The organism is Aeromicrobium marinum DSM 15272 (assembly GCF_000160775.2).
Lineage (GTDB): Bacteria > Actinomycetota > Actinomycetes > Propionibacteriales > Nocardioidaceae > Aeromicrobium > Aeromicrobium marinum.
The window spans coordinates 2,190,051-2,214,778 of sequence record NZ_CM001024.1 but is presented as its reverse complement, the minus strand read 5'-3'; the positions used below and the strand labels follow the sequence as shown (position 1 = coordinate 2,214,778).

The 24,728-nt window shown below is 71.7% G+C and carries 23 protein-coding genes and 1 tRNA gene; 15 read left to right on the top strand and 9 right to left on the bottom strand.

The window, feature by feature from the left end:
• Nucleotides 1-123 precede the first annotated feature (123 nt).
• Nucleotides 124-603: a MarR family winged helix-turn-helix transcriptional regulator gene (locus HMPREF0063_RS11240; RefSeq protein ID WP_007078795.1), complete on the top strand. Its 480-nt coding sequence runs from the start codon at nucleotides 124-126 to the stop codon at nucleotides 601-603.
• Nucleotides 581-2,056 carry a DHA2 family efflux MFS transporter permease subunit gene (locus HMPREF0063_RS11235; protein ID WP_007078794.1) on the top strand — a complete coding sequence of 492 codons (1,476 nt, stop codon included), beginning with the start codon at nucleotides 581-583 and terminating at the stop codon, nucleotides 2,054-2,056. The genes HMPREF0063_RS11240 and HMPREF0063_RS11235 overlap by 23 nt, the downstream gene beginning before the upstream one ends.
• A gap of 102 nt (nucleotides 2,057-2,158) precedes the next feature.
• Here HMPREF0063_RS11235 and HMPREF0063_RS11230 read toward each other — a convergent pair whose 3' ends face one another.
• Nucleotides 2,159-3,883, bottom strand: a complete 1,725-nt coding sequence (locus tag HMPREF0063_RS11230; protein ID WP_007078793.1) for a BCCT family transporter — start codon at nucleotides 3,881-3,883, stop codon at nucleotides 2,159-2,161.
• A gap of 133 nt (nucleotides 3,884-4,016) precedes the next feature.
• Here HMPREF0063_RS11230 and HMPREF0063_RS11225 point away from each other — a divergent pair, with 133 nt between their 5' ends.
• Entirely contained in the window at nucleotides 4,017-4,982 is a 966-nt protein-coding gene (locus HMPREF0063_RS11225; protein ID WP_007078792.1) for an NAD(P)H-dependent flavin oxidoreductase, read from the top strand.
• A 16-nt stretch (nucleotides 4,983-4,998) separates the two neighbouring features.
• On the opposite strand, the gene HMPREF0063_RS11220 is transcribed toward HMPREF0063_RS11225, so the two are convergent.
• Together HMPREF0063_RS11220 and HMPREF0063_RS11215 are read right to left on the bottom strand one after the other, a co-directional pair.
• Nucleotides 4,999-5,235: a hypothetical protein gene (locus HMPREF0063_RS11220; protein ID WP_007078791.1), complete on the bottom strand. Its 237-nt coding sequence runs from the start codon at nucleotides 5,233-5,235 to the stop codon at nucleotides 4,999-5,001.
• A 50-nt stretch (nucleotides 5,236-5,285) separates the two neighbouring features.
• Nucleotides 5,286-5,777, bottom strand: a complete 492-nt coding sequence (locus HMPREF0063_RS11215) for a YajQ family cyclic di-GMP-binding protein (protein WP_007078790.1) — start codon at nucleotides 5,775-5,777, stop codon at nucleotides 5,286-5,288.
• Between the two features lie 88 nt (nucleotides 5,778-5,865).
• On the opposite strand from HMPREF0063_RS11215, the gene HMPREF0063_RS11210 reads away from it, so the two are divergent.
• Nucleotides 5,866-5,947 (top strand) — tRNA-Tyr (locus HMPREF0063_RS11210).
• A 148-nt stretch (nucleotides 5,948-6,095) separates the two neighbouring features.
• Here the strand turns inward: HMPREF0063_RS11210 and HMPREF0063_RS11205 are convergent.
• Entirely contained in the window at nucleotides 6,096-6,542 is a 447-nt protein-coding gene (locus HMPREF0063_RS11205; RefSeq protein ID WP_156794103.1) for a hypothetical protein, read from the bottom strand.
• A gap of 111 nt (nucleotides 6,543-6,653) precedes the next feature.
• On the opposite strand from HMPREF0063_RS11205, the gene HMPREF0063_RS11200 reads away from it, so the two are divergent.
• Complete coding sequence (locus tag HMPREF0063_RS11200) at nucleotides 6,654-7,349, top strand: response regulator transcription factor (RefSeq protein WP_040320246.1); 696 nt, start codon at nucleotides 6,654-6,656, stop codon at nucleotides 7,347-7,349.
• Nucleotides 7,349-8,686: a sensor histidine kinase gene (locus HMPREF0063_RS11195; RefSeq protein WP_007078788.1), complete on the top strand. Its 1,338-nt coding sequence runs from the start codon at nucleotides 7,349-7,351 to the stop codon at nucleotides 8,684-8,686. Before HMPREF0063_RS11200 ends, HMPREF0063_RS11195 begins: the two co-directional genes overlap by 1 nt.
• A gap of 102 nt (nucleotides 8,687-8,788) precedes the next feature.
• On the opposite strand, the gene HMPREF0063_RS11190 is transcribed toward HMPREF0063_RS11195, so the two are convergent.
• Both HMPREF0063_RS11190 and HMPREF0063_RS11185 read right to left on the bottom strand, forming a co-directional pair.
• Nucleotides 8,789-9,631: a thioesterase family protein gene (locus HMPREF0063_RS11190; protein WP_007078787.1), complete on the bottom strand. Its 843-nt coding sequence runs from the start codon at nucleotides 9,629-9,631 to the stop codon at nucleotides 8,789-8,791.
• 49 nt (nucleotides 9,632-9,680) lie between these two features.
• Entirely contained in the window at nucleotides 9,681-10,106 is a 426-nt protein-coding gene (locus HMPREF0063_RS11185; protein ID WP_007078786.1) for a nuclear transport factor 2 family protein, read from the bottom strand.
• 45 nt (nucleotides 10,107-10,151) lie between these two features.
• Here HMPREF0063_RS11185 and HMPREF0063_RS11180 point away from each other — a divergent pair, with 45 nt between their 5' ends.
• The 4 genes from HMPREF0063_RS11180 to HMPREF0063_RS11165 are packed head-to-tail and all read left to right on the top strand — an operon-like array spanning nucleotide 10,152 to nucleotide 13,415.
• Nucleotides 10,152-11,030, top strand: a complete 879-nt coding sequence (locus tag HMPREF0063_RS11180) for a TIGR03619 family F420-dependent LLM class oxidoreductase (RefSeq protein ID WP_007078785.1) — start codon at nucleotides 10,152-10,154, stop codon at nucleotides 11,028-11,030.
• Nucleotides 11,027-11,842 carry an SDR family oxidoreductase gene (locus HMPREF0063_RS11175; protein ID WP_007078784.1) on the top strand — a complete coding sequence of 272 codons (816 nt, stop codon included), beginning with the start codon at nucleotides 11,027-11,029 and terminating at the stop codon, nucleotides 11,840-11,842. The genes HMPREF0063_RS11180 and HMPREF0063_RS11175 overlap by 4 nt, the downstream gene beginning before the upstream one ends.
• Nucleotides 11,839-12,930: an NAD(P)H-dependent amine dehydrogenase family protein gene (locus HMPREF0063_RS11170; protein ID WP_007078783.1), complete on the top strand. Its 1,092-nt coding sequence runs from the start codon at nucleotides 11,839-11,841 to the stop codon at nucleotides 12,928-12,930. The genes HMPREF0063_RS11175 and HMPREF0063_RS11170 overlap by 4 nt, the downstream gene beginning before the upstream one ends.
• On the top strand, nucleotides 12,927-13,415 hold the full coding sequence (locus HMPREF0063_RS11165) for a hypothetical protein (RefSeq protein ID WP_040320245.1): 489 nt from the start codon (nucleotides 12,927-12,929) through the stop codon (nucleotides 13,413-13,415). The genes HMPREF0063_RS11170 and HMPREF0063_RS11165 overlap by 4 nt, the downstream gene beginning before the upstream one ends.
• A 17-nt stretch (nucleotides 13,416-13,432) precedes the next feature.
• Here HMPREF0063_RS11165 and HMPREF0063_RS11160 read toward each other — a convergent pair whose 3' ends face one another.
• Nucleotides 13,433-14,023, bottom strand: a complete 591-nt coding sequence (locus HMPREF0063_RS11160; RefSeq protein WP_007078782.1) for a TetR family transcriptional regulator — start codon at nucleotides 14,021-14,023, stop codon at nucleotides 13,433-13,435.
• Nucleotides 14,024-14,114: 91 nt separating this feature from the next.
• Between HMPREF0063_RS11160 and HMPREF0063_RS11155 the strand changes: the two genes are divergently transcribed.
• Nucleotides 14,115-16,289 (top strand): acyl-CoA dehydrogenase family protein, encoded by a 2,175-nt coding sequence (locus HMPREF0063_RS11155; RefSeq protein WP_007078781.1) that lies wholly within the window; start codon nucleotides 14,115-14,117, stop codon nucleotides 16,287-16,289.
• Here the strand turns inward: HMPREF0063_RS11155 and HMPREF0063_RS11150 are convergent.
• A complete protein-coding gene (locus HMPREF0063_RS11150; protein ID WP_007078780.1) occupies nucleotides 16,275-17,522 on the bottom strand; it encodes an alpha/beta hydrolase in 1,248 nt (415 codons plus the stop codon). The genes HMPREF0063_RS11155 and HMPREF0063_RS11150 overlap by 15 nt on opposite strands.
• A 52-nt stretch (nucleotides 17,523-17,574) precedes the next feature.
• Between HMPREF0063_RS11150 and HMPREF0063_RS11145 the strand changes: the two genes are divergently transcribed.
• Complete coding sequence (locus tag HMPREF0063_RS11145; RefSeq protein WP_007078779.1) at nucleotides 17,575-18,978, top strand: WS/DGAT/MGAT family O-acyltransferase; 1,404 nt, start codon at nucleotides 17,575-17,577, stop codon at nucleotides 18,976-18,978.
• Nucleotides 18,979-18,998: 20 nt separating this feature from the next.
• Here HMPREF0063_RS11145 and HMPREF0063_RS11140 read toward each other — a convergent pair whose 3' ends face one another.
• The gene (locus HMPREF0063_RS11140; protein WP_211208728.1) at nucleotides 18,999-19,946 is read right to left on the bottom strand and encodes an alpha/beta fold hydrolase; all 948 of its coding nucleotides are present in this window, start codon (nucleotides 19,944-19,946) and stop codon (nucleotides 18,999-19,001) included.
• A 62-nt stretch (nucleotides 19,947-20,008) separates the two neighbouring features.
• Here HMPREF0063_RS11140 and HMPREF0063_RS11135 point away from each other — a divergent pair, with 62 nt between their 5' ends.
• The 3 genes from HMPREF0063_RS11135 to HMPREF0063_RS11125 are packed head-to-tail and all read left to right on the top strand — an operon-like array spanning nucleotide 20,009 to nucleotide 24,665.
• Entirely contained in the window at nucleotides 20,009-22,210 is a 2,202-nt protein-coding gene (locus tag HMPREF0063_RS11135; protein WP_007078777.1) for an acyl-CoA dehydrogenase family protein, read from the top strand.
• Nucleotides 22,207-23,502, top strand: a complete 1,296-nt coding sequence (locus HMPREF0063_RS17215) for an OB-fold domain-containing protein (RefSeq protein WP_007078776.1) — start codon at nucleotides 22,207-22,209, stop codon at nucleotides 23,500-23,502. Before HMPREF0063_RS11135 ends, HMPREF0063_RS17215 begins: the two co-directional genes overlap by 4 nt.
• Nucleotides 23,499-24,665: a lipid-transfer protein gene (locus HMPREF0063_RS11125; protein ID WP_007078775.1), complete on the top strand. Its 1,167-nt coding sequence runs from the start codon at nucleotides 23,499-23,501 to the stop codon at nucleotides 24,663-24,665. The genes HMPREF0063_RS17215 and HMPREF0063_RS11125 overlap by 4 nt, the downstream gene beginning before the upstream one ends.
• The last annotated feature ends 63 nt before the right edge of the window (nucleotides 24,666-24,728 follow it).

Here is a 24,728-nt window from a genome sequence, read left to right as displayed (position 1 = left end):
GAGCGCGCGACTGGTCGATCCTACGGCAGGGGACCCGGTGCAGAGGAATCCACGGGCTCGAGAAGTTGCGCAGATCACACTGTCACCTCTTCACAACAGTTGCATTTGCGTTAGTATTCTCGGGTGTCCCCCGTCGACGAAGCCTTCGAGAGCCTTGAGGAGTTCCTCACCCGTCTCTTCAGCATGGTCGAGTCCGACGCCATGACCACCCTGGCCGACGGTGACCTGCCGGTCTCGCAGTTCCGCATGCTGCACTGCGTCATGCGGCAGGGCGAGCCGGTCGCCATCAGCGAGCTGGCCCGCGCCGTGGGTCTCTCGACGGCTGCGGCGGGTCGCAACGTCGACCAGCTGGTCCGCCTCGGGCTGGTCGAGCGCGACGAGTCCGAGGAGGACCGGCGCATCAAGCTCGTCTCGCTCACCGACTCGGGTCTGGCCGTGACCGACAGCCACCTCGAGGCCAAGCGCACCGCCCTGCGGACCCTGCTGGCCAGGCTGCCGGAGGCCGACTGCCGCCGGCTCACCGAGGCGCTCCACCCCATTCTCACAGGCGACTACCTGTGCACGATCCCGAAGGAATCCGATGACCTCCACCGCACCACCTGAGTACCCCGACCAGATCGACGGGGCGGTCCTGAAGGTCGCCGGCGTCGTCGTGCTCGGCGCCATCATGTCGATCCTCGACATCACCGTCGTGAGCGTCGCGCTGCCGACGTTCCAGACCGTGTTCGACGCCACCTACGCCACCGTGGCGTGGACCATGACGGCCTACACGCTGGCGCTCGCCACGGTCATCCCGATGACCGGCTGGGCCGCCGACCGGTTCGGCACGAAGCGCCTGTACATCGCGGCGCTGGTGCTGTTCACCGCCGGTTCGGTGCTGTGTGCGGCCGCCACCTCGATCGAGATGCTGGTCGCCTTCCGCGTCCTGCAGGGCCTCGGCGGCGGCATGCTGATGCCGCTCGGCATGACGATCATGACCCGCGCGGCCGGTCCGCAGCGGATCGGCCGGCTCATGGCGGTCCTCGGCATCCCGATGATGCTCGGTCCGATCATGGGTCCGATCCTCGGCGGCTACCTCATCGACATCGCCTCGTGGCACTGGATCTTCCTCATCAACCTGCCGATCGGCATCGTCGCGATGGTCTACGCCCTGCGCGTGCTGCCGGCCGACGAGCCCAGCGAGAGCGAGTCCTTCGACTTCGTCGGGATGCTGATGCTCTCGCCCGGCCTGGCCGCCTTCCTCTTCGGCGTCTCCTCGATCGCCGAGGGTGGCGAGGGTGCCTCGTTCGGCCCGCGGGTGTGGGTCTCGATCGTCATCGGCGCCCTGCTGATCGTCGCCTTCGTGAACCACGCGCTCCGCACGTCCAAGCCGCTGATCGACCTGCGGCTGTTCCGCAACCGCAACTTCACGGTGGCGTCGATCTCGATGTTCGTGTTCGTCATCGCCTTCATGGGCGCCGGGCTGCTGTTCCCCTCGTACTTCCTGCAGGTGCGCGGCGAGACCACGCTGATGGCCGGGCTGCTGATCGCCCCGCAGGGCATCGGCGCGATGCTGACGATGCCGATCGCCGGCGTGCTCGCGGACAAGGTGCCGGTCGGTCGCACGGTGCCGTTCGCGCTCGGCCTGATGGCGTTCGGGTTCTTCGGCTTCACCCAGGTCGAGGCCGACACGTCGTACTGGGTCCTGTGCGGCTCGCTGTTCGTCATGGGTCTCGGCATGGGCGGCACGATGATGCCGATCATGACCTCGGCCCTGCGCACCCTGACCAACCACGAGGTGGCGCGCGGGTCGACGATGATCAACATCGTGCAGCAGATCGGTGGCTCCATCGGCACCGCGGTGCTCGCGATGGTGCTGACCAACCAGCTGACCTCGGCGCCCGAGCGCCCGGTCGACCCGCTGGAGTTCATGGCCGACGGGTTCGCCACCACGTTCACGGTCGCCCTGGGGCTGGTGCTGCTGGCGCTCGTGCCGGTGATGTTCCTGCCGCGCCGCAGGGAGCCGTCGAACCTGCTGGCGGACTCCGGCGACACCCCGCCCGTCATGGTGCACTGACCGGACGTTTCCCAGGAAATCCCAGAAAACTGGCACCGCACCCCTGTTGCAACAGGGGTGCGGTGCCAGTTTCCGACGATTTCCTGGGAATCTGCAGGTGGGTCAGCGGGGGACCGGAGGGGGGTCCTCCACGTCTCGGTCGTCGAAGGCCAACGAGATGCGCTCGTCGACCGGCTCGGCGAAGTGCTGGTCGAAGTGCTCGACGAGGTCGTCGGTCACCTGCTCGGCCAGCTCGGTCTGCCACTCGCGCAGCCGCGCGCGACGCGCCAGCCGGACGATCTCGCGGTGCTCGGCCTTGAGCGCCATGTAGGTCGCCACGGCCATCGCGACCATGATCGCGCTGAACGGCACCGCCGTGAGGATCGCCCCGGTCTGCAGGGCCTGCAGGCCCCCGGCCAGCATCAGGCCGATCGCCACCGCTCCGATCAGCGACGCCCACATGACGCGGCTCCAGACCGGCGGGTTCGGGTCGCCGCCCGACGCGAGCATGTCGATCACGAGCGACCCGGAGTCGGCACTGGTGATGAAGAAGATCGTGATCATGATGATCGCGATCCCCGCCAGCAGGCTCCCGGCGGGCAGTCCCTGCAGCAGGTCGAACAGCACGTTCTCGCTGGTCACCCCGCCGTCGGCGTCCAACAGGTCGCCCTCGGTCATCTGACGCATGATGGCGCTGCCGCCGAGGATCGTGAACCAGACGGCCGTCACGAGCGTGGGCACCAGCAGCACGCCCGCGACGAACTCGCGGATCGTGCGTCCGCGCGAGATGCGCGCGATGAACAGGCCGACGAAGGGCGCCCACGAGATCCACCAGCCCCAGTAGAAGGTGGTCCACGCCGCCTGCCACTCGATGCCGGCGTCACCGGCCAGGGCGCTGGTGTTGAAGCTCATCGGCACGATGTTGGCCAGGTAGCCACCGATGTTCTGCACGAAGTCGCGCAGCAGGAACAGGGTGGACCCGAGCGCGAGCACGAGCATCGCGAAGACGCCGGCCAGGACGAGGTTGGCGTTGGACAGCCACTTGATGCCCTTGCCGATGCCGCTGACGACGCTGACGATCGCGATCGCCATGATGCCCACGATCAGCAGCGTCTGGACGGTGTCGTTGGTCTCCTCCAGCACGCCGAGGTTGACGAGTCCGGCGGCGATCTGCTGCACGCCGAGCCCGAGCGAGGTCGCGACGCCGGCGATGGTGCCGACGATCGCGACGACGTCGACGGCGTCGCCGATGCGGCCCTTCACGCGGTCGCCGAACAACGGCTCCAGGGCCCAGCGCAGCGACACCGAACGTCCCTTGCGGTGGATGGCGTAGGCCATGGCGAGCCCCACGACGACGTAGATCGCCCAGGCGTGGAAGCCCCAGTGCAGGAAGACCTGCGCCATGGCGGCGTTCGCCAGGTCGGCCTCGCTGCCGGTGACCCCGGGCTTGGGGTCGGTGAAGAAGGTGAGGGGTTCGGCCGCGCCCCAGAACACCAGGCCGATGCCCATGCCGGCGGCGAAGAGCATCGAGAACCAGGCCATCAGGCTGAACTCGGGGTCGTCGTCGTCGCGGCCGAGGGTGATGTCGCCGAAGCGCCCCACACCCATCCAGACGGCGAAGATCACGAAGCCGCTGACCGCGAGCGTGTAGTACCAGCCCAGCGTGCCGATCACGTTCTCCTGCACGACCGCGATCGCGTCGCCGACCGCGTCCGGGAACGCGATGCTGGAGACGACCACGGCGCCGATGATGGCGAGCGCCGGGTAGAAGATGCCGGGGGCCGGGATGCGGCGGCGGGCCTCTGGTGCCGCGGTCGGCGGGGCCCCGGGGGGTCGGGTGGACGTCATGGAGGTCCTTCCTGAGGGGTGTCTGACCGTTCATCGACCATTCCAGTGGTCACGGGAGAGGTCAAATGCTGGGACGGGGTGGCGGGGTCCCGGGCGAGCCGATACTATGCAATTCCATGCATAAGGAGTTTCCGTGACCCTCACCCCGCACTTCACGAACCTGCGTCTGCCGGTCGTGGCCTCGCCGCTGTTCATCGTGTCCAACCCCGCGCTGGTGATCGCCCAGTCCTGCGCCGGCGTGATCGGTTCGTTCCCCGCGCTGAACGCGCGGCCGCAGGCGCTGCTGGCGGACTGGCTGGACGAGATCACCGAGTCGCTGGCCGCGCACGACGCGGCCCACCCCGAAGCCCCCTCGGCCCCGTACGCCGTCAACCACATCGTGCACCGGTCGAACGACCGGCTCGAGGCGGACCTGGCGACGACCACCGAGCACGAGGTGCCGATCGTCATCACCTCGCTGGGCGCCCGCGAGGACGTGAACGCGGCCGTGCACTCCTACGGTGGCATCGTGCTGCACGACGTCATCAACGACCGGTTCGCCCGCAAGGCCGTCGAGAAGGGGGCGGACGGTCTGATCGCGGTCGCCGCGGGGGCCGGCGGGCACGCGGGCACCCAGTCGCCGTTCGCCCTGGTGCAGGAGATCCGTGAGTGGTTCGACGGCCCGCTGCTGCTGTCGGGGTCGATCGCCCACGGGCGGTCGGTGCTCGCGGCGCAGGCGGCCGGAGCGGACCTGGCCTACGTCGGGTCGGCGTTCATCGCCTCACACGAGGCGAACGCGCCGCAGGGCTACAAGGACATGATCGTCGAGTCCGCCGCCGGCGACATCGTCTACTCCAACCTGTTCACGGGCGTGCACGGCAACTACCTGCGCGGCAGCATCGAGGCGGCCGGCCTCGACCCGGCGTCACTGCCGGAGTCGGACGCCTCCGCGATGGACTTCGGCACCGGCGGCGGCGCCAAGGCCTGGAAGGACATCTGGGGTGCGGGTCAGGGCGTGGGCGCGGTCCGCGAGGTCGCCCCGGCCGGGGCGATCGTCGACCGGCTGGCGGCGGAGTACCGGGCCGCCCGCGACGAGCTGCTGGTGTCGGCCGGGCGCTGAGCGCCCGGGCGTCGGCTCAGCCCCCGGATTCGTCGGCGGGCTCGACCTGCTCCACCGAGCCGTCGGCCCGCTGGACCGACCCGGTCTCGTCGGCGTCGCCATGCAGACGCACCTCGTCCGGGGTGGCGTTGACGGCCAGGGCCGACTCGGGGTCCGGCGCTCCGTCGGTCGGCTCGTCGGCCTCGCGCGGGTCGCGGGACCGCGGCTCGCGGTCAGGGGTGGGGCGGGCGTCGTGGTCTCGCTCGGTGTCCATGGCCGGGTCGTACCCCGGACCGGCCGGGACATGCCGGCCGGGTTCGGCGCTCAGCGGTAGTTGACGAACTGCACGGGGAAGTCCAGGTCGGCGCCCTTCAGCAGGGCGATGACCTCCTGCAGGTCGTCACGCTTCTTGCTGGTGACCCGCAGCTCGTCGCCCTGGATCTGCACCTTGACGCCCTTGGGGCCCTCGTCGCGGATCAGCTTGCCGACCTTCTTGGCCTGCTCCTGGCTGATGCCCTGGCTGAAGGTGCCGTTGATCTTGACCTCCTTGCCGGACTGGCGGGGGTCACCGGTCTCCAGCGCCTTGAGGCTGATGCCGCGCTTGATCAGCTTCTCCTTGAACACGTCGAGCACCGCCAGGGCGCGCTCGTCGGCGTTCGCGGTGATCTCGATCCCGTCCTCGCCCTTCCACTCGATGCTCGCACCGGTGTTCTTGAAGTCGTAGCGGGTCGCGATCTCCTTGACGGCCTGGTTGAGGGCGTTGTCGGCCTCCTGGTGGTCGAGCTTGCTGACGATGTCGAACGACGAGTCGGCCATGGGGCGCTCCTGGGTGGTGCGGGTGGTCTGGTTTCGTCCAGCCTAGGGGGCTGCGATAAAGTCATGCCTCGTTGCCCGGCAACGACCCGGCAGGTTGCCCGAGTGGCCAAAGGGATCTGACTGTAAATCAGACGGCAACGCCTTCAGAGGTTCGAATCCTCTACCTGCCACCGCACGACACAGGGCCCGACGCGATCGCGTCGGGCCCTGCTGCGTGGGCGAGCTGCACGAGCACCTCACCTTCGCGCTGGCAGTGACGTTTCGGCCCCGAATCGAGGCGATCTGGGGCAGAAACGTCACTGCCAGCGGGGTGGTGGGCTAGGACGCGTCGGGTTCGGCGTCCTCGGCCCGGTCGCTCCTCTCGGGTCGGTCGCCGCGCTCGGGTCGCTCGCCCGCGTCGTCGCACGGGCGCTCGCCGCCCTCGCGTCCCGCCCGCCGCTCCGCCCGGCGCTCGAACCGCTCCTGGATCGCGTCGCCGTACTCGCCGGCCAGCGCGTCCTCGCGGATCTCGTCGAGCGCCTCCCTGCGCTCGTCGCCGTCGAGCTCGCGGGCTGCGTCGACGGCCTCGTGGAGGCGGTCGCGGTCGGCGTCCGACGGCGCGGTGGCCGAGCTGCCGGCGTCCGGTGCCGGCTCGTCGTCGGCCTGGGCCGGACCGGCGACCAGCAGGGTTCCTGCCAGCAACGTGCCGGCCACGGTGGCGACGGCGAGACGCCGCCGGGGGGTGGTGGTGATGGACATGGTCGATCCCTTTCGTGTGGAGGACATGCCGCCAGCGTGTCCCGCTGTCGTGTCGGGCCGGTTCGCGTCGTGTACGAGGAAGGTCAGGGAGTCCGCGACCTCGCACCCGCGTGCCTCCTCGTGCGGTTTCATGGAGGAGTGGACACAGCGGGCAGGGGTCTGGTGGTGGTGGTCGAGGACGAGCCGGCGATCGCCGACCTGGTGCGCCTGTACCTGTCGCGCGACGGCTACGGCGTGCACGTGGAGCGCGACGGTCTGCGCGGTCTGGACGCCGTGCGGACCCTGCGGCCGAGCTTGGTGCTGCTGGACGTCGGCCTCCCGGGTATCGACGGACTGGAGGTCTGCCGACGTCTCCGGGCCGCCGACGACTGGACGCCGGTCCTGTTCGTCACCGCCCGGGACGACGAGGTCGACCGGGTCGTGGGGCTCCAGCTCGGTGCCGACGACTACGTGACGAAACCCTTCTCGCCCCGGGAGCTGGTGGCGCGGGTGGCCGCGGTGCTGCGCCGGTCGACCGGCGTGACCGGGGGAGCGGTGCTGGTGGTCGGAGCGGTCAGGGTCGACCCTGGCTCGCGGCAGGTCTGGGTGGAGGAACGGGAGGTCGTGCTCACCGCCACCGAGTTCGACCTGCTCCTCGCCCTGATGCGCCGTCCCGGCCAGGTGCTGCGGCGTGAGCAACTGTTGGCCGACGTGTGGGGGGAGGCCGACTACAGCGGGAGTCGCACGGTCGACGTCCACGTCGCCCAGGTGCGCGCCAAGCTCGGCGACGCCTCACCCATCCGGACCCACCGGGGCGTCGGGTACTCGGTGGCGGTCGCGAGCAGGACCGCGTGATGCGCACGTTGCGCAGCCGCATGGTCGTGGCGTCGTTGCTCGGCGCGCTCACGGTCGCGCTGGTGACGGCGCTGCTCGCCTTCCCCCTCGTCCGGTCCGTGGCGACCGACCAGGCCCGTGACGAGCTGGCCCGGTCGGTCGAGGCGCTCGCGGGGCGTCCGCGGGACGCGGCTCGCGAGCTCGTCGAGGGCGCTGACGGGGTGGGTCCGGACGACCGGACGTTCGGGGTGGTCGGGCCGCGGGGCACCCCGACGGGGCCGGCGGCCGACGTGCTGGACGAGGCGCAGCTGCGGCGGCTGGCGCGCGAGGGCACCTTGTCGATGCGGACGGTCGTCGACGGGGACGAGGTGCTGGTCGAGGCCCGGTCGACGCCGCGCGGCCAGGCGGTGGTGGGGGTGCAGCCGCTCGCCGCGGCCGACGCGGCCGACCGGGCGCTGGTCCGGAGGGTGGTGCTGGCGCTGCTGCTCGGCTTGACCGCGTCGACCGCGCTCGCGGTGCTGGTGGCGCGGCGGGTCACGGGGCCGGTCGTCGCGTCGGCGGTGGCTGCGGGCCGCATGGCCGACGGCGAGCGCGGGGTCACCGTGCCCACCTCGTCGATCGCCGAGATCGGCCGGATGACCGAGGCGCTCGCCGCCCTCGACCGGGCGCTCGTCACGAGTGAGGGCCGTCAACGCGAGTTCCTCCTGTCGGTGTCCCATGAGCTGCGGACGCCCCTCACCGCGCTGCGCGGCTACGCCGAGGCCCTGGCGGAGGGAGCCATCGGGCCGGAGGACCTGCAGGCCACCGGACGGGTGCTCGTCACCGAGACGCACCGGCTCGACCGCTTCGTCGCCGACCTGCTCTCGCTGGCGCGACTGGAGTCCGACGACTTCGCCGTCGACCTGGCGGAGGTCGATCCGGCCGAGGTGCTGCTGACGGCACGGTCGGCGTGGGAGGCGGTAGCCCGGGCCGCGGGCGTGGAGCTGGTGGTCGAGGCCGGCAGTGAACCGGCCCTCACCGACCCTCGGCGACTGCGACAGGTCGTCGACGGGCTGGTCGAGAACGCGCTGCGGGTCGCGCCGGCCGGCACGCAGGTCGTGCTGCGGTCGAGGACGACGGGACCGGGCGAGGTCGTCGTGGAGGTCGAGGACCACGGACCGGGGCTGACCGACGACGACCGTCTCCGGGCCTTCGAGCGGGGGCACCTGCGCGACCGCTACGCCGGCGAGCGGCCGGTCGGTACCGGCCTGGGTCTGTCGATCGCCCACCGCCTCGCCGAGCGGATGGGCGCCCGGCTCGTCGCCGCTCCCGCCGCGGACGGGGCCCTGTGGCAGGTGCACCTCCCCCGTTCCCGCTGAGAGTGACGTTTCTGCCCCGAAATGGCGGAAATCGGGGCAGAAACGTCACTCTCAGCGGGGAGGTGGGGTCGGCGCGGAGGTGGGGGTCGGGGGCGAAGTGGGCTAGGGGGTGCGCTGGGTGCGTTCGCCGTCGTCGTCGAACTCGACGTCGGTGAAGTCGACCGGCCGCTTCGCGTTCGCCAGGGCCGCGACCATCGCGGTGCCCAGGGGGCCGGCCCGGTCGAACACCTCGACGGTGCCGACGGAGATGCCGTCGTGCTCCACCCGGTCGGTGGCCGACAGCCCGATCTCGCGGCTCACCGGCTGGCGGGCCAGTGCGAGCGTGATGTCGGTGTTGATGAACTGCACGCCCTGCGTGCCCCAGTTGACGACCATGCTGGTGGAGTCGGCGATGCTCGCGACGGACTGGAACGGCGTGCCCGGCTCGGTGTCGACGATCGCCAGACCGGCCTGCCAGGTGACCTTGCGACCACCGTTCTGGTGGGCCGCGAAGTCCTGCGACCACGGCTGGTCGCTGGTGTAGAACGGCACCCGCGGCTCGTCGCTCACCGGTGACACGTCGAGCGGGGGCGGCTCGGGGCGCTCGACCGGCATCCACACCTCGCCGGTCGGCGACTCCGTCGGCAGCAGGAAGGTGCAGCTGGCGCGGGCGACCCGCACGCCCTCCTGCAGCAGGGTCGCGTCGATGAGGCAGATGCGGCGGCCCTCGCGCACCACCTCGGTGGCCACGGTGCAGGGCGCCATCGAGGCCGGCTGGAACAGGTCGACGGTGTAGCGGGCCGGCACGAGGTCGTCCCGGCCGATCGCGGCGAGACGCGCCTCGAGGCCGCGGGCCAGCGCTCCGCTGACGGCCACGCCGTGGATCTGGTTCTCGCTCCACATGGAGCGGGCGACCGCGGTGGGCACGAGACGGTCACCGTCGAGGGTGAACATGGACAGGGGCATGGGCCCAGCCTTCCAGAGCAGGGGAGTGCGGCGACGGTCGGTTGCCGCGTCAGTCCTGACGGAGCCAGGCGCGCTCCTCCACCAGCTCGCGGCTGCGCCAGCCCTCGGGGGTCCGCACGAGCCGGTGCAGGTAGTAGCCGCCGAACTCCATCCGCCACGTGCTGCCGTCGGGCTGGGTGATGGCCATCGGGTTGAACATGTAGATCCGCGCGTCGGCGGTGTCGCCGTGCAGGGCGATCTCACGCTGGCACACGAAGTGCTGCAGTGAGGAGAAGATCGGCAGTGTCTCGGCCAGCCAGTCGGCGACCTCCTCGAGAGTGCCGCTGATCCCTCCGCTGGCGGTGTAGTCGATGGTTGCGTCGGCCGTGAACACGGTGCGGTAGCGGTCCCAGTCGAAGGTGTCGACGGCGCGGGTGTAGGTCGTCACGAGGTCGTCGATCTCGAGGCGGTCGGAGATCGTCTGCAGGTCGAGCATGGCAAGACGGTAGCCGAAAACTGAAACACGTTCTAGTATCGCGACATGCGATTCACCTACGCCGAGGCGATGACCGACGCGACGTACTACGCGCCGCTCGCGCAGGCGGCCGAGGCGGCCGGGTACCACTCGATGACCGTGGCCGACTCCCTGATCTACCCCAGCGACTCCGACGCCAGCTACCCCTACACCGACGACGGCAACCGCGAGTTCCTCGAGGGCAAGGAGTTCATCGAGACGATGACGCTCTGCGCGATGCTCGGCGCGGTCACCACCACGCTGCGGTTCACCCCGTTCGTGCTGAAGCTGCCCATCCGGCCGCCGGTCCTGGTGGCCAAGCAGGCCTCGTCGATCGCCTACCTGACCGGCAACCGGCTCGGCCTGGGCGTCGGCCTCTCGCCGTGGCCCGAGGACTACGCCGTGATGGGCGTGCCGTGGGCGCGCCGCGGCAAGCGGTTCGACGAGTGCATCGACATCCTGCGCGGGCTCACCACCGGCGAGGAGTTCGAGTTCCACGGCGAGTTCTACGACATCCAGCCGATCACCCAGACCCCCGCGCCCACCGAGCCGATCCCGATCCTGGTCGGCGGGCACTCCGACGCGGCACTGCGCCGCGCCGCCACCCGCGGCGACGGCTGGATGCACGGGGGCGGCCCCCACGAGGACCTCGACGCCCTGCTGGACCGGCTTGACGAGATCCGCCGGGCCGAGGGGACGCAGGACGAGCCGTTCGAGGTGCACGTGATCTCGATGGACGCCTACAGCGTCGACGGGTGCAAGAAGCTGGAGGACCGGGGCGTGACCGACGTGATCGTCGGGTTCCGTCTGCCCTACGTCAAGGGCCCCGACACCGAGCCGCTGAGCACCAAGATCGAGCACCTCGAACGCTTTGCCGAGTCCGTCGTCCAGAAGGTGTCCGCATGATCCTCGACCGTTTCAGACTCGACGACCGGGTCGCCGTCGTCACCGGTGCCGGCCGTGGCATCGGAGCCGCCAGCGCGATCGCCCTGGCCGAGGCCGGCGCCTCGGTGGTGATCGCCGCCCGCACCGAGGACCAGCTGCGGGAGGTGGCCGACCGGATCGAGGCGGCCGGCAGCCGCGCGGTCGTGGTGGCGGCCGACCTCTCGGACACCGACCAGGTCGCCGCGCTCGCCCAGGTCGCCGTCGACAGCTTCGGCCGGCTCGACGTGGTGGTGAACAACGTGGGCGGGTCGATGCCCAAGGAGTTCCGCCGGACCAACGTCACTGCGCTCGAGGACGCCTTCCACTTCAACGTCTCCACGGCCCACGCCCTGACCCGGGCCGCCCTGCCGCACCTGCTGGCCGGCGACGGCGGCTCGGTCGTCAACATCTCGTCGGTCATGGGCCGGGTCAGCGGGCGCGGCTACCTCGCCTACGGCACCGCGAAGGCGGCGCTCAGCCACTGGACCCGCCTGGCCGGCCGCGACCTCGCGCCGCGGGTGCGGGTCAACGCCATCGCGGTGGGGTCCGTGGCCACCTCCGCCCTGGAGATCGTCACCGGCGACGAGGGCCTGACGGCGCAGATGGAGGCGGGCACCCCGCTGCGCCGCATCGGGGAGCCCGAGGACATCGCCGCCACCGTCGTGTTCCTCGCCAGCCCCGCCGGCGCCTACCTCACCGGCAAGGTGCTGGAGGTCGACGGCGGCATCGACCAGCCGAACCTCGACATGGGCCTGCCCGACCTGGCAGCGCCCGACCAAGGAGAACAGTCATGAGCGAGCGTCAGCACCAGGACCGCACCCTGCGCGTCGTCCAGTGGGGCACGGGCAACGTCGGTCGTCACGCCCTGGTCGGCATCGACGCCCGGCCCGACCTCGAGCTGGTCGGTCTGTGGGTGTCCAACCCCGACAAGGTCGGTCACGACGCCGGCCGGCTCGCCGGGCTGGACCGCGACCTCGGGGTGCTCGCCACGAACGACGTCGACGAGATCATCGCGCTCGCACCCGACTGCGTCGTCAACTGCGCCATGGCCGACGACCGGCTGTTCGAGGCCATCGCCGACCTGGAGCGGCTGCTGGCGGCCGGGATCAACGTGGTCTCGAGCGGGCCGGTGTTCCTGCAGTTCCCGTCCGGCGCCGCGGCGGGCATGGCCGAAGGGGTCGAGAAGGCGGCCGCCGACGGCGGGGTGTCGCTCTTCGTCAACGGCATCGATCCCGGGTTCGCGAACGACTGGCTGCCGTTGTCGCTGACGAGCATCAGCGAGCGCATCGACCAGGTCCGCTGCTCGGAGGTGCTCAACTACAACACCTACGACCAGAAGATGATCGTGTTCGACACGATGGGCTTCGGCCTGCCGATGGACCACGTGCCGATGCTGCTCCAGCCGGGGATCCTGTCGTTGGCCTGGGGCAGCGTCGTGCACCAGATCGCTGCCGGGCTGGGCGTCGAGCTCGACGACGTCGAGGAGTTCTACGAGCGGCTCCCCGCCACCGAGTCGTTCGACATCGACTGCGGGCGGATCGAGGAGGGCACCGTGGCCGGTCTGCACTTCGAGGTGCGCGGCATGGTCGGTGGCAAGGCGGTCGTGGTGCTCGAGCACGTCACCCGGGTGCACGACGACATCGGCCCCGACTGGCCGCAGCCCGCCGGTCTCGGCTGCTACCGGGTCGAGGTCAGGGGCGAGCCGAACTACACCCTCGACCTGCAGCTGCTGGGCACCGACGGCGACCACAACACCGCCGGTCTGAAGGCCACCGCGATGCGCCTGGTGAACTCGGTGCCGGCGGTCGTCGCCGCGGAGCCCGGGCTCGTCACGGCGCTCGACCTGCCGCTCGTGACCGGCAAGGGCCTGGTCGTCCGGTGAGGCGGTCCGTCCGCCTGGGCGTCGTGGCCCTCGCCTCCGTGGCGCTGGCCGCGGCCGTGACGGTCGCCGGCCCGCGGTCCGCCCCGGCGGCCGCCGCCACCACCGGCTGCTCGGAGGCCGACGCGCGGGCGGCCTCGCAGAAGTACCTCGACGCCCTGCTCGACCGGCACGCCGCCTGGTCGGTGCCGGCCGAGCGCTTCGTGCTGCGGGTCGAGAACGGCGTCCCGACGGCGTTCACGGCCTTCGACCTCAAGCTGGGGCTGTACCTGCACCTGCAGTACTCCCTGTTCTCCTCGATCGAGAACCTGGTGTGGACCTGGCAGCCGGACGGCCGGGCCCACGTGATCCGGGCCGTGTACGACCTGCCGATCGAGGTGGCCGGCCGCGCCGTGGCGAGCTCGACCGTGGTCGAGGACTTCACGCTGACGCCCGCCTGCCTGATCAAGCGCATCGACGCGACCTTCACGGTCGACCCGCCCGGGTGACGTCCGGCGCAGGCTCCTCAGCGCAGGAGCAGGCGGACGGCCACGTCCATCGACCGCATGACCTCGGCCGCGGAGGTCCGGCCGGTGACCCAGCCCATCAGGGCCGACAGCCACACGTCACCGATGACCCGCACGATGGCGGTGTCCTCCTCGGTGGGCTCGCGGGTCTCGTCGGTGCCGTCGATCGCGTGGGTGATGATCGAGGTCATCCGCATGCCGACCTCGTGGATCTCGGCCGCGACCGAGGCGTCGGCGAACATGAAGGCCCGGGTCAGCGCCTCGGTGAGCTGTGGCTGCTTCTGCAGCGCCCGGGTGGTCACCCCGAGCACGTGCATGACCCGCTCGTGGGGGGTCTCGCCGGGCACCTGGCGCTTGCTCGACTGCTCCTGCACCCGCTCGAACTGGCGGCTCAGCGCGGTCACCAGCAGGTGGATCTTGGAGGGGAAGTAGCGGTAGAGCGTCCCCAGGGCCACGTCGGCGTCGTCGGCGACCGCGCGCATCTGCACGGCGTCGAACCCACCCTGGTCGGCCAGGGCGATGGTCGCGTCGAGGATGCGGCGGCGGCGCTCGCGCTGGGCGGTGGAGCCGGGAGTCACCGTGGTCGTCATCGCCGATCTCTCCTCTCCGGGTCCGGCGCACCTGGGGCCGGTCCCGACATCGATATGATTGAAACACGTTCTAGTCACGGAGGCGACACAGATGCCGGTCGGCGTGAAACAGGACCACCTCGAGCTGGGTTCGAGCCTACGGGCCTGGGCTGCCGGGCTCGCCGGGACCGCCGCGGTCCGCGAGGCCGAGACCGACGCGGCCGCCTCGTTCGCCACGGTGTGGAAGTCGGTCGTCGAGGCCGGCCTCACCAGCATCGCCGTCCCTGAGAACGCAGGCGGGGGAGGCGGTGACCTGCTCGACCAGCTGGTCGCGGTCGAGGCCGCTGCCCAGGCGTTGGTGCCCGGCCCGGTGCTGGCCACCACCCTCGTCGGACTGGCCGTGACCCGGGCCGCAGGCCCCGGAGCCGCCGACCCGGCCTGTGACGAGGTTCTCACGGGGATCGTCGGGGGCGACGGCGCCGCCGTGGCCGTCGCCGGTGCACTGTCGGTCGACGACTCCGGGGCCCGGGGGGAGCTCTCCCACGTCCTCGACGTGGTCGACGCGCGCTGGTTGCTGGCGCCCACCGACGCCGGTCGATGGGTCCTCGTCCGTTCCACCGGGTGGACCGCCGAGCCCGGAGCCGGCATCGACCTGTCGCGCCGCAGCGGCCGGGTCCGGGTGGCCGCGAAGGGCGACGACATCGTCCACCTGCCGGCGCTCGACGACGGGACGGTCCGACGGCTGCTGGTCGCGCTCGCCGCGGCGGAGGCAGCGGGGGTCGCCCAGTGGTGCCTGGACACCGCCGTCGCGTACGCCAAGGTCCGCGAGCAGTTCGGCGCCCCGATCGGGTCGTTCCAGGCCGTCAAGCACCTCTGCGCCCAGATGCTCGAGACGACCGAGTCGGTCGCGGCGGTGGCCTGGGACCTGGGCTGCGCCGCGGACGCCGGCCTCCCGGCCGAGGAGGCGGACTACGCCGCCGACGTCGCCGCGACGGTCGCCTTCGACGGCGCGGTCTCGGTGGCCCAGGACTGCATCCAGGTGCTGGGGGGCATCGGGTTCACCTTCGAGCACGACGCCCACCTGTACCTGCGCCGGGCGATCGCGCTGCGCGCCGTGGTCACGACGGTCACCGGGGCCTCCGGCGAGGCGGCCGTGCGTCTCGCGGGCCGCGCCTCGGGTGGTCGTCGGCGGGCCCCCGAGGTCGACCTGGACGGGGCCGACGCCGAGCACCGGCCCGCAGCCAGGGCCGCCGCCGATGCCGTCGCCGCGCTGCCGCCGGACCAGCAGCGCGCGGCCCTCGTGCGCAGTGGCCACCTGATGCCGCACTGGCCGGAGCCGTACGGGCTGGCCGCCGGCGCGGTGCAGCAGCTCGTCGTCGACGAGGAGCTCGCCCGCGCGGGCGTCACCCGACCGGACCTCAAGATCGGCGGCTGGGCCGCGCCGACGATCATCGAGCACGGCACCGACGAGCAGCGGGAGCGGTTCGTGCGACCGACGCTGCTGGGCGACCTCACCTGGTGCCAGCTGTTCAGCGAACCGGGCGCCGGCTCCGACCTCGCCTCGCTCAGCACGCGGGCCGACCGCGTCGAGGGCGGATGGACGCTCACGGGGCAGAAGGTGTGGACGTCGCTGGCCCACCGGGCGGACTGGGCGATCTGCCTGGCCCGCACGGACCGCGAGGTGGCCCGACACCGGGGCATCACCTACTTCCTGCTGGACATGACCTCGCCCGGCATCGACATCCGCCCCCTGCGCGAGATCACCGGCGACGCCATGTTCAACGAGGTCTTCCTCGACGAGGTGTTCGTGCCCGACGACTGCGTGGTGGGTGCCCCCGGCGACGGTTGGAAGCTGGCCCGGACCACCTTGGCCAACGAGCGGGTGGCGATGGCCGGCACCAAGCTCGGACTCAGCACCGAACGCGCGGTTGAGCTGCTGGCCGGGCTCGACTCGCCGCCCGCGGCCGAGCTGGTCGGTCGGCAGGTGGCGCTGGCCACCGTGTGCCAGCAGCTGGGGGTCCGGTCCGTCCTGCGGTCGATCGGCGGCCGGGGCCCAGGGCCGGAGTCGAGCGTGGCCAAGCTGCTCGGCGTGCGGAACCGGCAGGAGGCCTCCGAGCTGGTGGTCGACCTGCACGGTCCCGCCGCGCTGCTGACCACCGACGACCCGCAGCTGGGCGCGGACGTGCACGAGATGCTGCTGACGCGCTGCCTGTCCATCGCCGGCGGCACCACCCAGGTGCTGCGCAACGTCGTGGCCGAGCGGGTGCTGGGCCTACCCCGCGGCTGAGGCTGCCACGTGGGTGGCGCGGTGCCACTGCAACCAGCGCTGGACCGCACCGGTGGTGTGCTGGCTGCGGATCGACGAGAACACGTCGAAGGCGTGCTGCGTGCCGGGCAGCTCGGCATACGTGACGGAGGCGTCCGACCGCTCGCGCAGTGCCGCGACGAGGGCCCGGGCGTGCAGCACCGGCGCGAGCGTGTCGTTGGCCCCGTGCACCACGAAGAAGTCCGGCGTGTGGTCGGTGACCTGCGCCAGCGGGGAGGCGCGGACGAAGTCCTCGAGGTCGGTGCGGGGGTCCTTCTTGAAGACCCACGGTGCGAGGAACCGGTCCCGGAGGGCGACCGCCGACCGCTCGCCGGTGAGGCCGGCCAGGTCGTAGATGCCGTAGAACGGCACGCAGGCGGACACCGAGGTGTCGGCGTCCTCGAAGCCCGGTTGGTACTCCGCCAGCCCGGGCGTCAGCGCCGCGAGGGCCGACAGGTGGCCGCCGGCCGACCCGCCGGTGATCGCCAGGTAGGTCGGGTCGCCGCCGAAGTCCGCGATGTTCTCGTGCACCCACGCGATGGCGCGCTTGACGTCGATGATCTGGGTGGGGAACCGGTGCTTCGGAGCGAGGCGGTAGTTGGCGGCGACGCACACCCAGCCCTGCTGGGCCATGCGGTTCATGAGGATCAGCCCCTGCTGCTCCTTGGTGCCGATCGTCCAGCCGCCGCCGTGGATCTGCAGCAGGACGGGTGCCCCGGACAGGTCGGTGTCGCGCGGCCGGTAGATGTCGAGGTGGGCCCGTCGGCCGCCCTCGGTGTAGGGCACGTCGCGCAGGACCTCGACGTCGTGCTGCCGCAGGCGGAAGGGGCGGCTCACCGATCCGCGGGGCAGTCGCAGGTCGAGCGGGCCGGGCAGGTCGAGCGTCGTCAGGTAGTCCTCGCCGATGCTCTCCCGCAGGGCGTCGTCGAGCTCGGTGCCGACCCGCCGGGCCGACGCGACGGCCTGACCGAGAAGGACCGCCGTCGCCGCCGCTGCGGCCAGTCCGACGGCCGACGGCCTCGAGCGGCGGCGGCGGACCGTGAGCTCGGCGGCGACGTCGAGGGCGGTCGCGCCGAGCAGGTGGGGAGCCAGCTCGCTGACCGGCCACCCCAGCGCGAAGCTCGGGATACCACCACGGTCCCCGCGCCATGGACGCACCGCGTTGAGCGACAGGGCAGCCAGCGCGACGTGTCGGCGGGAGAAGCCCGATGACATGTGTACTCCTCCACTGATAGAACAGGTTCTACTCGTCAGGAGACTACCGGCCATGGATCAACTCAGCGGGCTCGACGCCAGCTTCCTCTACCTCGAGAGCGGCGCGCAGCTGATGCACGTCTGCGCGGTGATCGTCGTCGACCCGACCACCATCCCGGGCGGGTACGACTTCGAGAGCTTCAAGGCCGAGCTGTCGTCGAGGGTGTCGGACATCGCGATGTTCAACCGCAAGCTCAAGTTCGTGCCCGGTCGCATCGACTTCCCGGTCTGGGTCACCGACGACGAGTTCGACATCGACCGGCACGTGCACCGGCTGGCCGTCCCGTCACCCGGCGGCGACCGCGAGCTCACCGAGGTGGCCGGCCACCTCGCCGGCATCCCGCTCGACCGCTCCCGTCCGCTGTGGGAGATGTTCGTCATCGAGGGCCTCGCCAGCGGCAAGATCGCGGTGTTCTCCAAGATGCACCACGCGTCGGTCGACGGCGTCTCGGGGTCCAACATGATCTCGTACCTGTGCAGCCTCGAGGCCGATGCGCCGCCGCTGGACACCGGCGGCGGCAGTGCGGCGACGTACCAACGCACCCCGTCGGACCTCGAGCTGGTCGGACGCGGTCTGGCGGCGATCGGCACCAAGCCGGTGCATCTGGCCAGGCTGCTCGTGCCGACGGCTCGCACGGTCGTGGAGACGGTCGGCCGCGCCCGCAGGGGCACGGCGATGGCCGCGCCGCTCACCGCTCCGCGGACGTCGTTCAACGGCACGATCACCGGGCACCGCTCGATCGCCTACACCGACGTGCCGCTGGATGCCATCAAGGAGATCCGGCGGGCCGTGCCGGGAGCGACGGTCAACGACGTCGTGCTGGCGCTGAGCGGGGGAGCGCTGCGGCGCTACCTGCTGGACCGCGACGAGCTGCCCGAGTCATCCCTGCTGGCCAGCGTCCCGGTGTCGGTGCACGGCGAGTCCAAGCGGCTGGGCGGTCGCAACAAGGTCTCGTCGATCTTCTGCCGACTGGGCACCGACGTGGACGACCCGCGGGAGCGGATCACCCAGATGTCGGTCGGCAACGCGAACGCCAAGGACCACCACAAGGCCGTCCCGGCCGACACGCTGCAGGAGTGGGCGGAGTTCGCCGCGCCGCGCACCTTCGGACTGGCCGTGCGCATGGTCAGCGACCTGAAGCTCGCCGAACGGGGGCCGGTGATCCACAATCTGGTGATCTCCAACGTCCCCGGACCTCCGGTGCCGCTGTACTTCATGGGGTCGCGGATCGACGCGCTGTACCCCCTCGGGCCGGTCTTCCACGGCGCGGGCCTCAACATCACGGTGATGAGCAACCACGGTCAGATGCACATCGGGGCGATCGCGTGCCGCGAGCTGGTGCCCCAGCTGTGGGACCTCGTCGACCAGTTCCCGGTCGAGCTCGACGCGATGCGGTCGGCCCTGCTCGACGGCTGACCCCGGGGGCGGTCCCGCACCTACCGCCCGGCGGGGGCGGTGTCACGCATGCGCGCGACGGTGACGTGGGTGGCCTCGAGGAAGGCCGGCACGAAGGTCGCGTGCTCCAGCACGCAGCCGGCGTGGCCGCAGTCGGCCTCGTGCACCGTCGCGCCGGGGATCCCGGCCGCCAGGTCGCGCTGACGGTCCGGGGGGATCACGTGGTCCTTCGTCGTGACGACGACGGCGGTCGGCACGTCGACGTGCGACAGCCACGGGGTGGAGTGGTGCCGCCCCAGCGAGGCGACCGCCTGGCCCACGGCCCAGGGGCTGGTCGCTCGCCACTGGTGCAGTCCCCAGCGTGCGGTGTCGGAGCTGTCGTCGTCGAGCGCGTCGACCGCCGCGGCACCCGCACGCCGCAGGACCTGCGAGCGGGACAGGGCCGCGCTCAGTCCCATGCCGATCTCCATACCGGCGTGGAAGATGCGCTCGCGGCCGTTGGTGCGGAAGTGCGCGGTGCTCGCTGCGAGGATCAGGCCACCCACGGCGTCGGGGTGCTGCCGCCACACCCGCTGCGCGACGATCGACCCCATCGAGTAGCCGGCGACGATCGGCCGGTCCAGGCCGAGCGCGTCGACCACGGCGGCCACGTCGTCGGCGCAGTCGGAGATCAGGAACCTCTCCGAGGTGATGCCGTTGCCGTGCCACCGCTGGTCGAACGCGATGACCCGGTAGCGCTCGGCGAGGCGCGGGATGGTGGGGAACCACGTCAGCTGTCCGGTGCAGCCGACCGCGTGCAGCAGCACGATCACGGGGGCGTCGGGCGTCGGCCCGGGCACATCGGTGAGCCAGGTGCGGCCGCGGCGGGGCAGGTCGAGCCAGCGGCCCTCGGGAAGCTCGACCGGGGGGAGGTCGAACAGGTCCCACGTGGTGGGGTCGGGGAGCAGGTGCTGGAGGGCGCCGAGCGAGGACTTGACCGAGTGGGGCACGTGGGACTCCTTCGGGGCCGACACCGTACGACTAGAACACGTTATAGTTTCTGGGAGCAAGCATGCCACCCCCGCAGGAGGAGATCTGCATGGACTCGGTGCTCGACGACGTGCGTGAGGTCATCGGCCACGTGCTGGACCGCGATGAAGGATGGCCCGGCCTCCAACAGGCCGGGCTGCTGGCGCTCGCGGCCCCGGCGTCGTTCGGCGGCGAGGACCTCGGCATGGCAGAGGTCGCCGCGCTCCTGCACGAGGTCGGCCGACGGTCGTCGGACCTCCCGGTGTGGGAGACCGTCGCGTGCGGACTGCTGCCGCTGGTGCGGTCGGGGTCCCCGGACCTGCAGGCCGATCTGCTCCCGCGGGTGCTCGCGGGTGACCTGACCTTCGCGCCGGCCCTGGCCGAGGTCGGTGCCGCCCTGCCCACGCGTCCGCGCACGAGCCTCGCCGGCGGTGGGGTCACCGGCTCCAAGGTGGGGGTGCCGGTCCCGACGGGCCCCGCCCTGCTGCTCGTGTCGGTCACGGGACCTGACGGACCCGTCGTCGCGCTCGTCGATCCCGACGGTCCGGGCGTCAGTCGCACCGACACCGGCTCCTCGCGGGGGGCCGGTGAGGCCACCTACACGTTCACCTCCGCCCCGGTCGTCGGCGAGCTCGACGCCGAGGTCGTGCGGCGGCACGCCGTCGCCGGGCTGGTCGCGCTCGGCGCGGGCGCTGTCGAGGGTGCCCGCGACCTGACCGCCGGCTACATCCGCGACCGCCGGCAGTTCGGCCGTGCCCTCGCGGAGTTCCAGGCGGTCGCGCTGCAGATCGCCGACGTCTACGTCGCGTCGCGCACGTTCACCCTGACGGCGACCGAGGTCGCCCGTCGGTTGGACGCGGGCGATCCCGCCGCCGACGACCTCGCGGTCGCCGCCCACTGGTTCGCGGACCGCGCGGGCCCCGCCATGCAGACCTGCCACCACCTGCACGGCGGCATGGGCGTCGACATCACCTATGCGATGTCGGGCTACTTCTCCCTGGTCCGCGACATCAGCCGCCACCTGGGGGGCCCGGGTGCCCTGGCCGACGTGCCGGTCACGGAGTCGGCGGGCAAGAACGCCGAGCTCACCGAGGCCGAGCGGACGTTCAAGGCCGAGGCACGCCGGTACCTCTCGGGGCTGGTGAGCGACGCCGACCGCGAGGAGATGCGCGCCAACCGCCACGGCCCGGCCTACCACCGCATCATCAAGCAGATGGGCGCCGACGGCTGGATGGGCGTCGGCTGGCCCGAGGAGTACGGCGGGCAGGGCCGCGGTGTCATCGAGCAGCAGGTGTTCGTCAACGAGGCCGCCCGAGCCGACGTGCACCTGCCGTCGGTCACGCTGCAGACCGTCGGCCCGACGCTGCAGGCGTTCGGCACGGACGTGCAGAAGAAGATGTTCCTCTCCGACATCATCGCCGGCGACGTGCACTTCGCGATCGGCTACAGCGAGCCGGACGCCGGGACCGACCTGGCGTCGATGCGCACCTCGGCCCGCCGCGACGGCGACCACTACGTCGTCAACGGACAGAAGATGTGGACCACCGGCGGGCACGCGGCCGACTACGTGTGGCTGGCCGTGCGCACCGATCCCGAGGCACCGCCCCACCGGGGCATCTCGGTGCTCATCGTCGACACGCGCGACCCGGGGTTCTCGTGGACCCCGATCGTCACCAGCGACGGCTCCCACCACACCAACGCCACCTACTACAACGACGTGCGGGTGCCGGTCGACATGCTCGTCGGCGAGGAGAACCGCGGCTGGCAGCTGATCACGGCCCAGCTCAACCACGAACGCATCATGCTCGGTCCGGCCGGCCGGGTCGAGGGGTTGCGCGACCTGGTCCGGGACTGGGCCGACGGACGCACCGCTCCTGACGGCACTCCTGTGCTGGAGGTCCCGTGGGTCCGCGACACCCTGGCCCGTGCCACCGCGTCGCTGCGCGTCAACGAGCTGCTCAACTGGGCGGTCGCCCGCGCGTCGTCGACCGAGCGGACGACCGTGGCCGACGCGTCCACCTCCAAGGTGTTCGCCAGCGACGAGGTGCAGCGGCTCGGCCTCGCGCTGGCCGACGTGGTCACGGCGTACGGCGACCCGGCGGACCCGGCGACCGGCCGGCTCGCCGAGTACCTGGACTCCACCAGCAAGCGCAACCTGGTCCTCAGCTTCGGCGGCGGGGTCAACGAGGTGCAGCGCGAGCTGATCGCGATGTTCGGGCTCGACCTGCCCCGGGTGCCGCGATGAGCGACCCGGCTGTCGAGACCATGCTCGCGCGGGTCGAGGAGATCAAGGCGCGCGGCAGGAGCAGACCCCGTCAGGGTCCTGATCCGGTCAACGCCCCGATGATCCGGCACTGGGCCGAGGCGATCGGCGACACCAACCCCCGGTGGGCTCCCGGGCCCGACACCGAGGCACCGCCGGCGATGGCGCAGGTGTGGACCATGTACGGGCTCAACCCCGAGCGCATGCCCGGGGACCCGCTGCCCGACACGATGGCGGCGCTCGACGAGGCCGGGTTCACCGCCGTCCTCGGCACCAACTGCGACCAGACCTACGCCCGCACCCTCCGGCCCGGCGAGGTCGTCAGCATCAGCACGCGTCTGGCCGACGTGGTCGGCCCGAAGATGACCGGCGTCGGCGAGGGCTGGTTCATCACGACCGAGAGCGTGTGGACGGTCGGCGAGGAGCAGGTCGCGACGATGAGGTTCCGGGTTCTGAAGTTCAAGCCCGGCACCGGTCGTCCGACGGTCGACCGGTCCCGCACCACCCGGCCGATGGTCAACCGCGACACCGCTTTCTTCTGGGAGGGCACCGCTGCGGGTGAGCTGCGCATCCAGACCTGCACCGCGTGCGGAGCCCTGCGCCACCCGCCGGGGCCGGTGTGTCCGTCGTGCCACGCGATGGACCGCGGCCACGTGGTGGCCTCCGGCCGAGGACACGTGCACTCCTTCCTGGTCCACCACGCGCCGGTCGTCCCGGGCAAGGCGTTGCCGCTCACCCTCGCGCTGGTTGACCTCGACGAGGGCGTCCGCATGGTCGGCGAGGTGGCCGGCGAGGTGGCGATCGGCGACGCCGTCGAGGTCTGGTTCGACCGGATCGACGACGACCTCACACTCGCGAAGTGGCGGCCGGCAGGCACCGCGCCTGCAGAGCCGGAGCCCGAGCCGCCGTCCGACCTGCCGATCTGGGAGCTGCCGATCACGCCCACCCTGGTGGTGTCGACCGCGCTCGCCACCCGGGACTTCCAGGACGTGCACCACGACCGCGACCGCTCGATGGGCCACGGCAGCAAGGACATCTTCGTGAACATCCTCACCACGACCGGGCTGGTGCAGCGGTACGTCACCGACTGGGCCGGGCCGCAGACGCAGGTGCTGTCGTGCGCGCTGCGGCTGGGGGCACCGGCCCACCCGTACGACACCTTCCGGTTCACCGGTCGCATCGTGTCGGAGACGGACGGGGTGACGACGCTCGACGTCACCGCCGGTGTATCCCTCGGGGCCCACGCCACCGCACGGCTGGAGATCCGCCGGTGACCGGGTTCAGCGGCTCGGCGTCGATCGCCGGCATCGGTGCCACCGAGTTCTCCAAGGAGTCGGGGCGCTCGGAGCTGCAGCTCTCGGCCGAGGCCACCCTGGCCGCCCTCGCCGACGCCGGGCTGTCGCCGTCGGACGTCGACGGACTGACGACCTTCACGATGGACACCAGCTCGGAGATCGCCCTGGCCCGCGAGCTCGGCATGGGCGACCTGCGGTTCTTCAGCCGGATCAACTACGGCGGCGGGGCCGCGTGCGCCACGGTGCAGCAGGCCGCGATGGCCGTCGCGACGGGGATGGCCGACGTCGTGGTCGCCTACCGCGGGTTCAACGAGCGGTCGGGCCAGCGGTTCGGCCAGGTCCAGACGTGGGCGGCCGCCCAGGTCAACACCAACGGCCTGGACAACGCCTGGACCTACCCGCACGGGCTCTCGACCCCCGCCGCGACCGTGGCGATGCAGGCGCGGCGCTACATGCACGAGTACGGCGCGACCTCGGCCGACTTCGGTGCGGTCGCGGTGGCCGACCGGCGGCATGCGGCCACCAACCCGGCTGCGTTCTTCCACGGCAAGCCGATCACGATCGAGGACCACCAGGCGTCCCGGCTGATCGCCGACCCGCTGCGGCTGCTGGACTGCTGCCAGGAGAGCGACGGTGCCGTGGCGATCGTGGTCACCAGCACCGAGCGGGCGCGCGACCTGCGGGCCGGAGCCGTGCCGATCGTCGCCGCGGCGCAGGGCAGTGCGACCGACCAGTTCGTCATGTCGTCGTACTACCGCGACGACATCGGCATCCCCGAGATCGGCGTCGTGGGGCGCGACCTGTGGCGGCAGTCCGGTCTGTCGCCGGCCGACATCCAGATGGCGGTGCTGTACGACCACTTCACCCCCTACGTGCTGATGCAGCTGGAGGAGCTGGGCTTCTGCGGTCGCGGCGAGGCCAAGGACTTCATCGCCGGTGGGTCGATCGAGGTGGGTGGGCGGCTGCCGCTCAACACCCACGGCGGCCAGCTCGGCGAGGCGTACATCCACGGCATGAACGGCATCGCCGAGGCGGTACGACAGGTGCGGGGCACCGCGGTCAACCAGGTCGACGGGGTCGAGCACGTGCTCGTGACCGCCGGCACCGGCGTGCCCACCTCGGGGCTGGTCCTCGGCCGGTAGCCCAAGGTCCCGGTGGTCGAGGTGCGAGGGCGCCCCGCGCCCGAGCCTCGAGACCACGGGGTG

Excerpts from the sequence above, each read along its gene's own strand:
- HMPREF0063_RS11235 (WP_007078794.1), top strand. The coding sequence starts at position 581 with ATGACCTCCACCGCACCACCTGAGTACCCCGACCAGATCGACGGGGCG.
- HMPREF0063_RS11230 (WP_007078793.1), bottom strand. The coding sequence starts at position 3,883 with ATGACGTCCACCCGACCCCCCGGGGCCCCGCCGACCGCGGCACCAGAG.
- HMPREF0063_RS11220 (WP_007078791.1), bottom strand. The coding sequence starts at position 5,235 with ATGGACACCGAGCGAGACCACGACGCCCGCCCCACCCCTGACCGCGAG.
- HMPREF0063_RS11215 (WP_007078790.1), bottom strand. The coding sequence starts at position 5,777 with ATGGCCGACTCGTCGTTCGACATCGTCAGCAAGCTCGACCACCAGGAG.
- HMPREF0063_RS11205 (WP_156794103.1), bottom strand. The coding sequence starts at position 6,542 with ATGTCCTCCACACGAAAGGGATCGACCATGTCCATCACCACCACCCCC.
- HMPREF0063_RS11195 (WP_007078788.1), top strand. The coding sequence starts at position 7,349 with ATGCGCACGTTGCGCAGCCGCATGGTCGTGGCGTCGTTGCTCGGCGCG.
- HMPREF0063_RS11190 (WP_007078787.1), bottom strand. The coding sequence starts at position 9,631 with ATGCCCCTGTCCATGTTCACCCTCGACGGTGACCGTCTCGTGCCCACC.
- HMPREF0063_RS11185 (WP_007078786.1), bottom strand. The coding sequence starts at position 10,106 with ATGCTCGACCTGCAGACGATCTCCGACCGCCTCGAGATCGACGACCTC.
- HMPREF0063_RS11180 (WP_007078785.1), top strand. The coding sequence starts at position 10,152 with ATGCGATTCACCTACGCCGAGGCGATGACCGACGCGACGTACTACGCG.
- HMPREF0063_RS11175 (WP_007078784.1), top strand. The coding sequence starts at position 11,027 with ATGATCCTCGACCGTTTCAGACTCGACGACCGGGTCGCCGTCGTCACC.
- HMPREF0063_RS11170 (WP_007078783.1), top strand. The coding sequence starts at position 11,839 with ATGAGCGAGCGTCAGCACCAGGACCGCACCCTGCGCGTCGTCCAGTGG.
- HMPREF0063_RS11160 (WP_007078782.1), bottom strand. The coding sequence starts at position 14,023 with ATGACGACCACGGTGACTCCCGGCTCCACCGCCCAGCGCGAGCGCCGC.
- HMPREF0063_RS11155 (WP_007078781.1), top strand. The coding sequence starts at position 14,115 with ATGCCGGTCGGCGTGAAACAGGACCACCTCGAGCTGGGTTCGAGCCTA.
- HMPREF0063_RS11150 (WP_007078780.1), bottom strand. The coding sequence starts at position 17,522 with ATGTCATCGGGCTTCTCCCGCCGACACGTCGCGCTGGCTGCCCTGTCG.
- HMPREF0063_RS11145 (WP_007078779.1), top strand. The coding sequence starts at position 17,575 with ATGGATCAACTCAGCGGGCTCGACGCCAGCTTCCTCTACCTCGAGAGC.
- HMPREF0063_RS11135 (WP_007078777.1), top strand. The coding sequence starts at position 20,009 with ATGCCACCCCCGCAGGAGGAGATCTGCATGGACTCGGTGCTCGACGAC.
- HMPREF0063_RS17215 (WP_007078776.1), top strand. The coding sequence starts at position 22,207 with ATGAGCGACCCGGCTGTCGAGACCATGCTCGCGCGGGTCGAGGAGATC.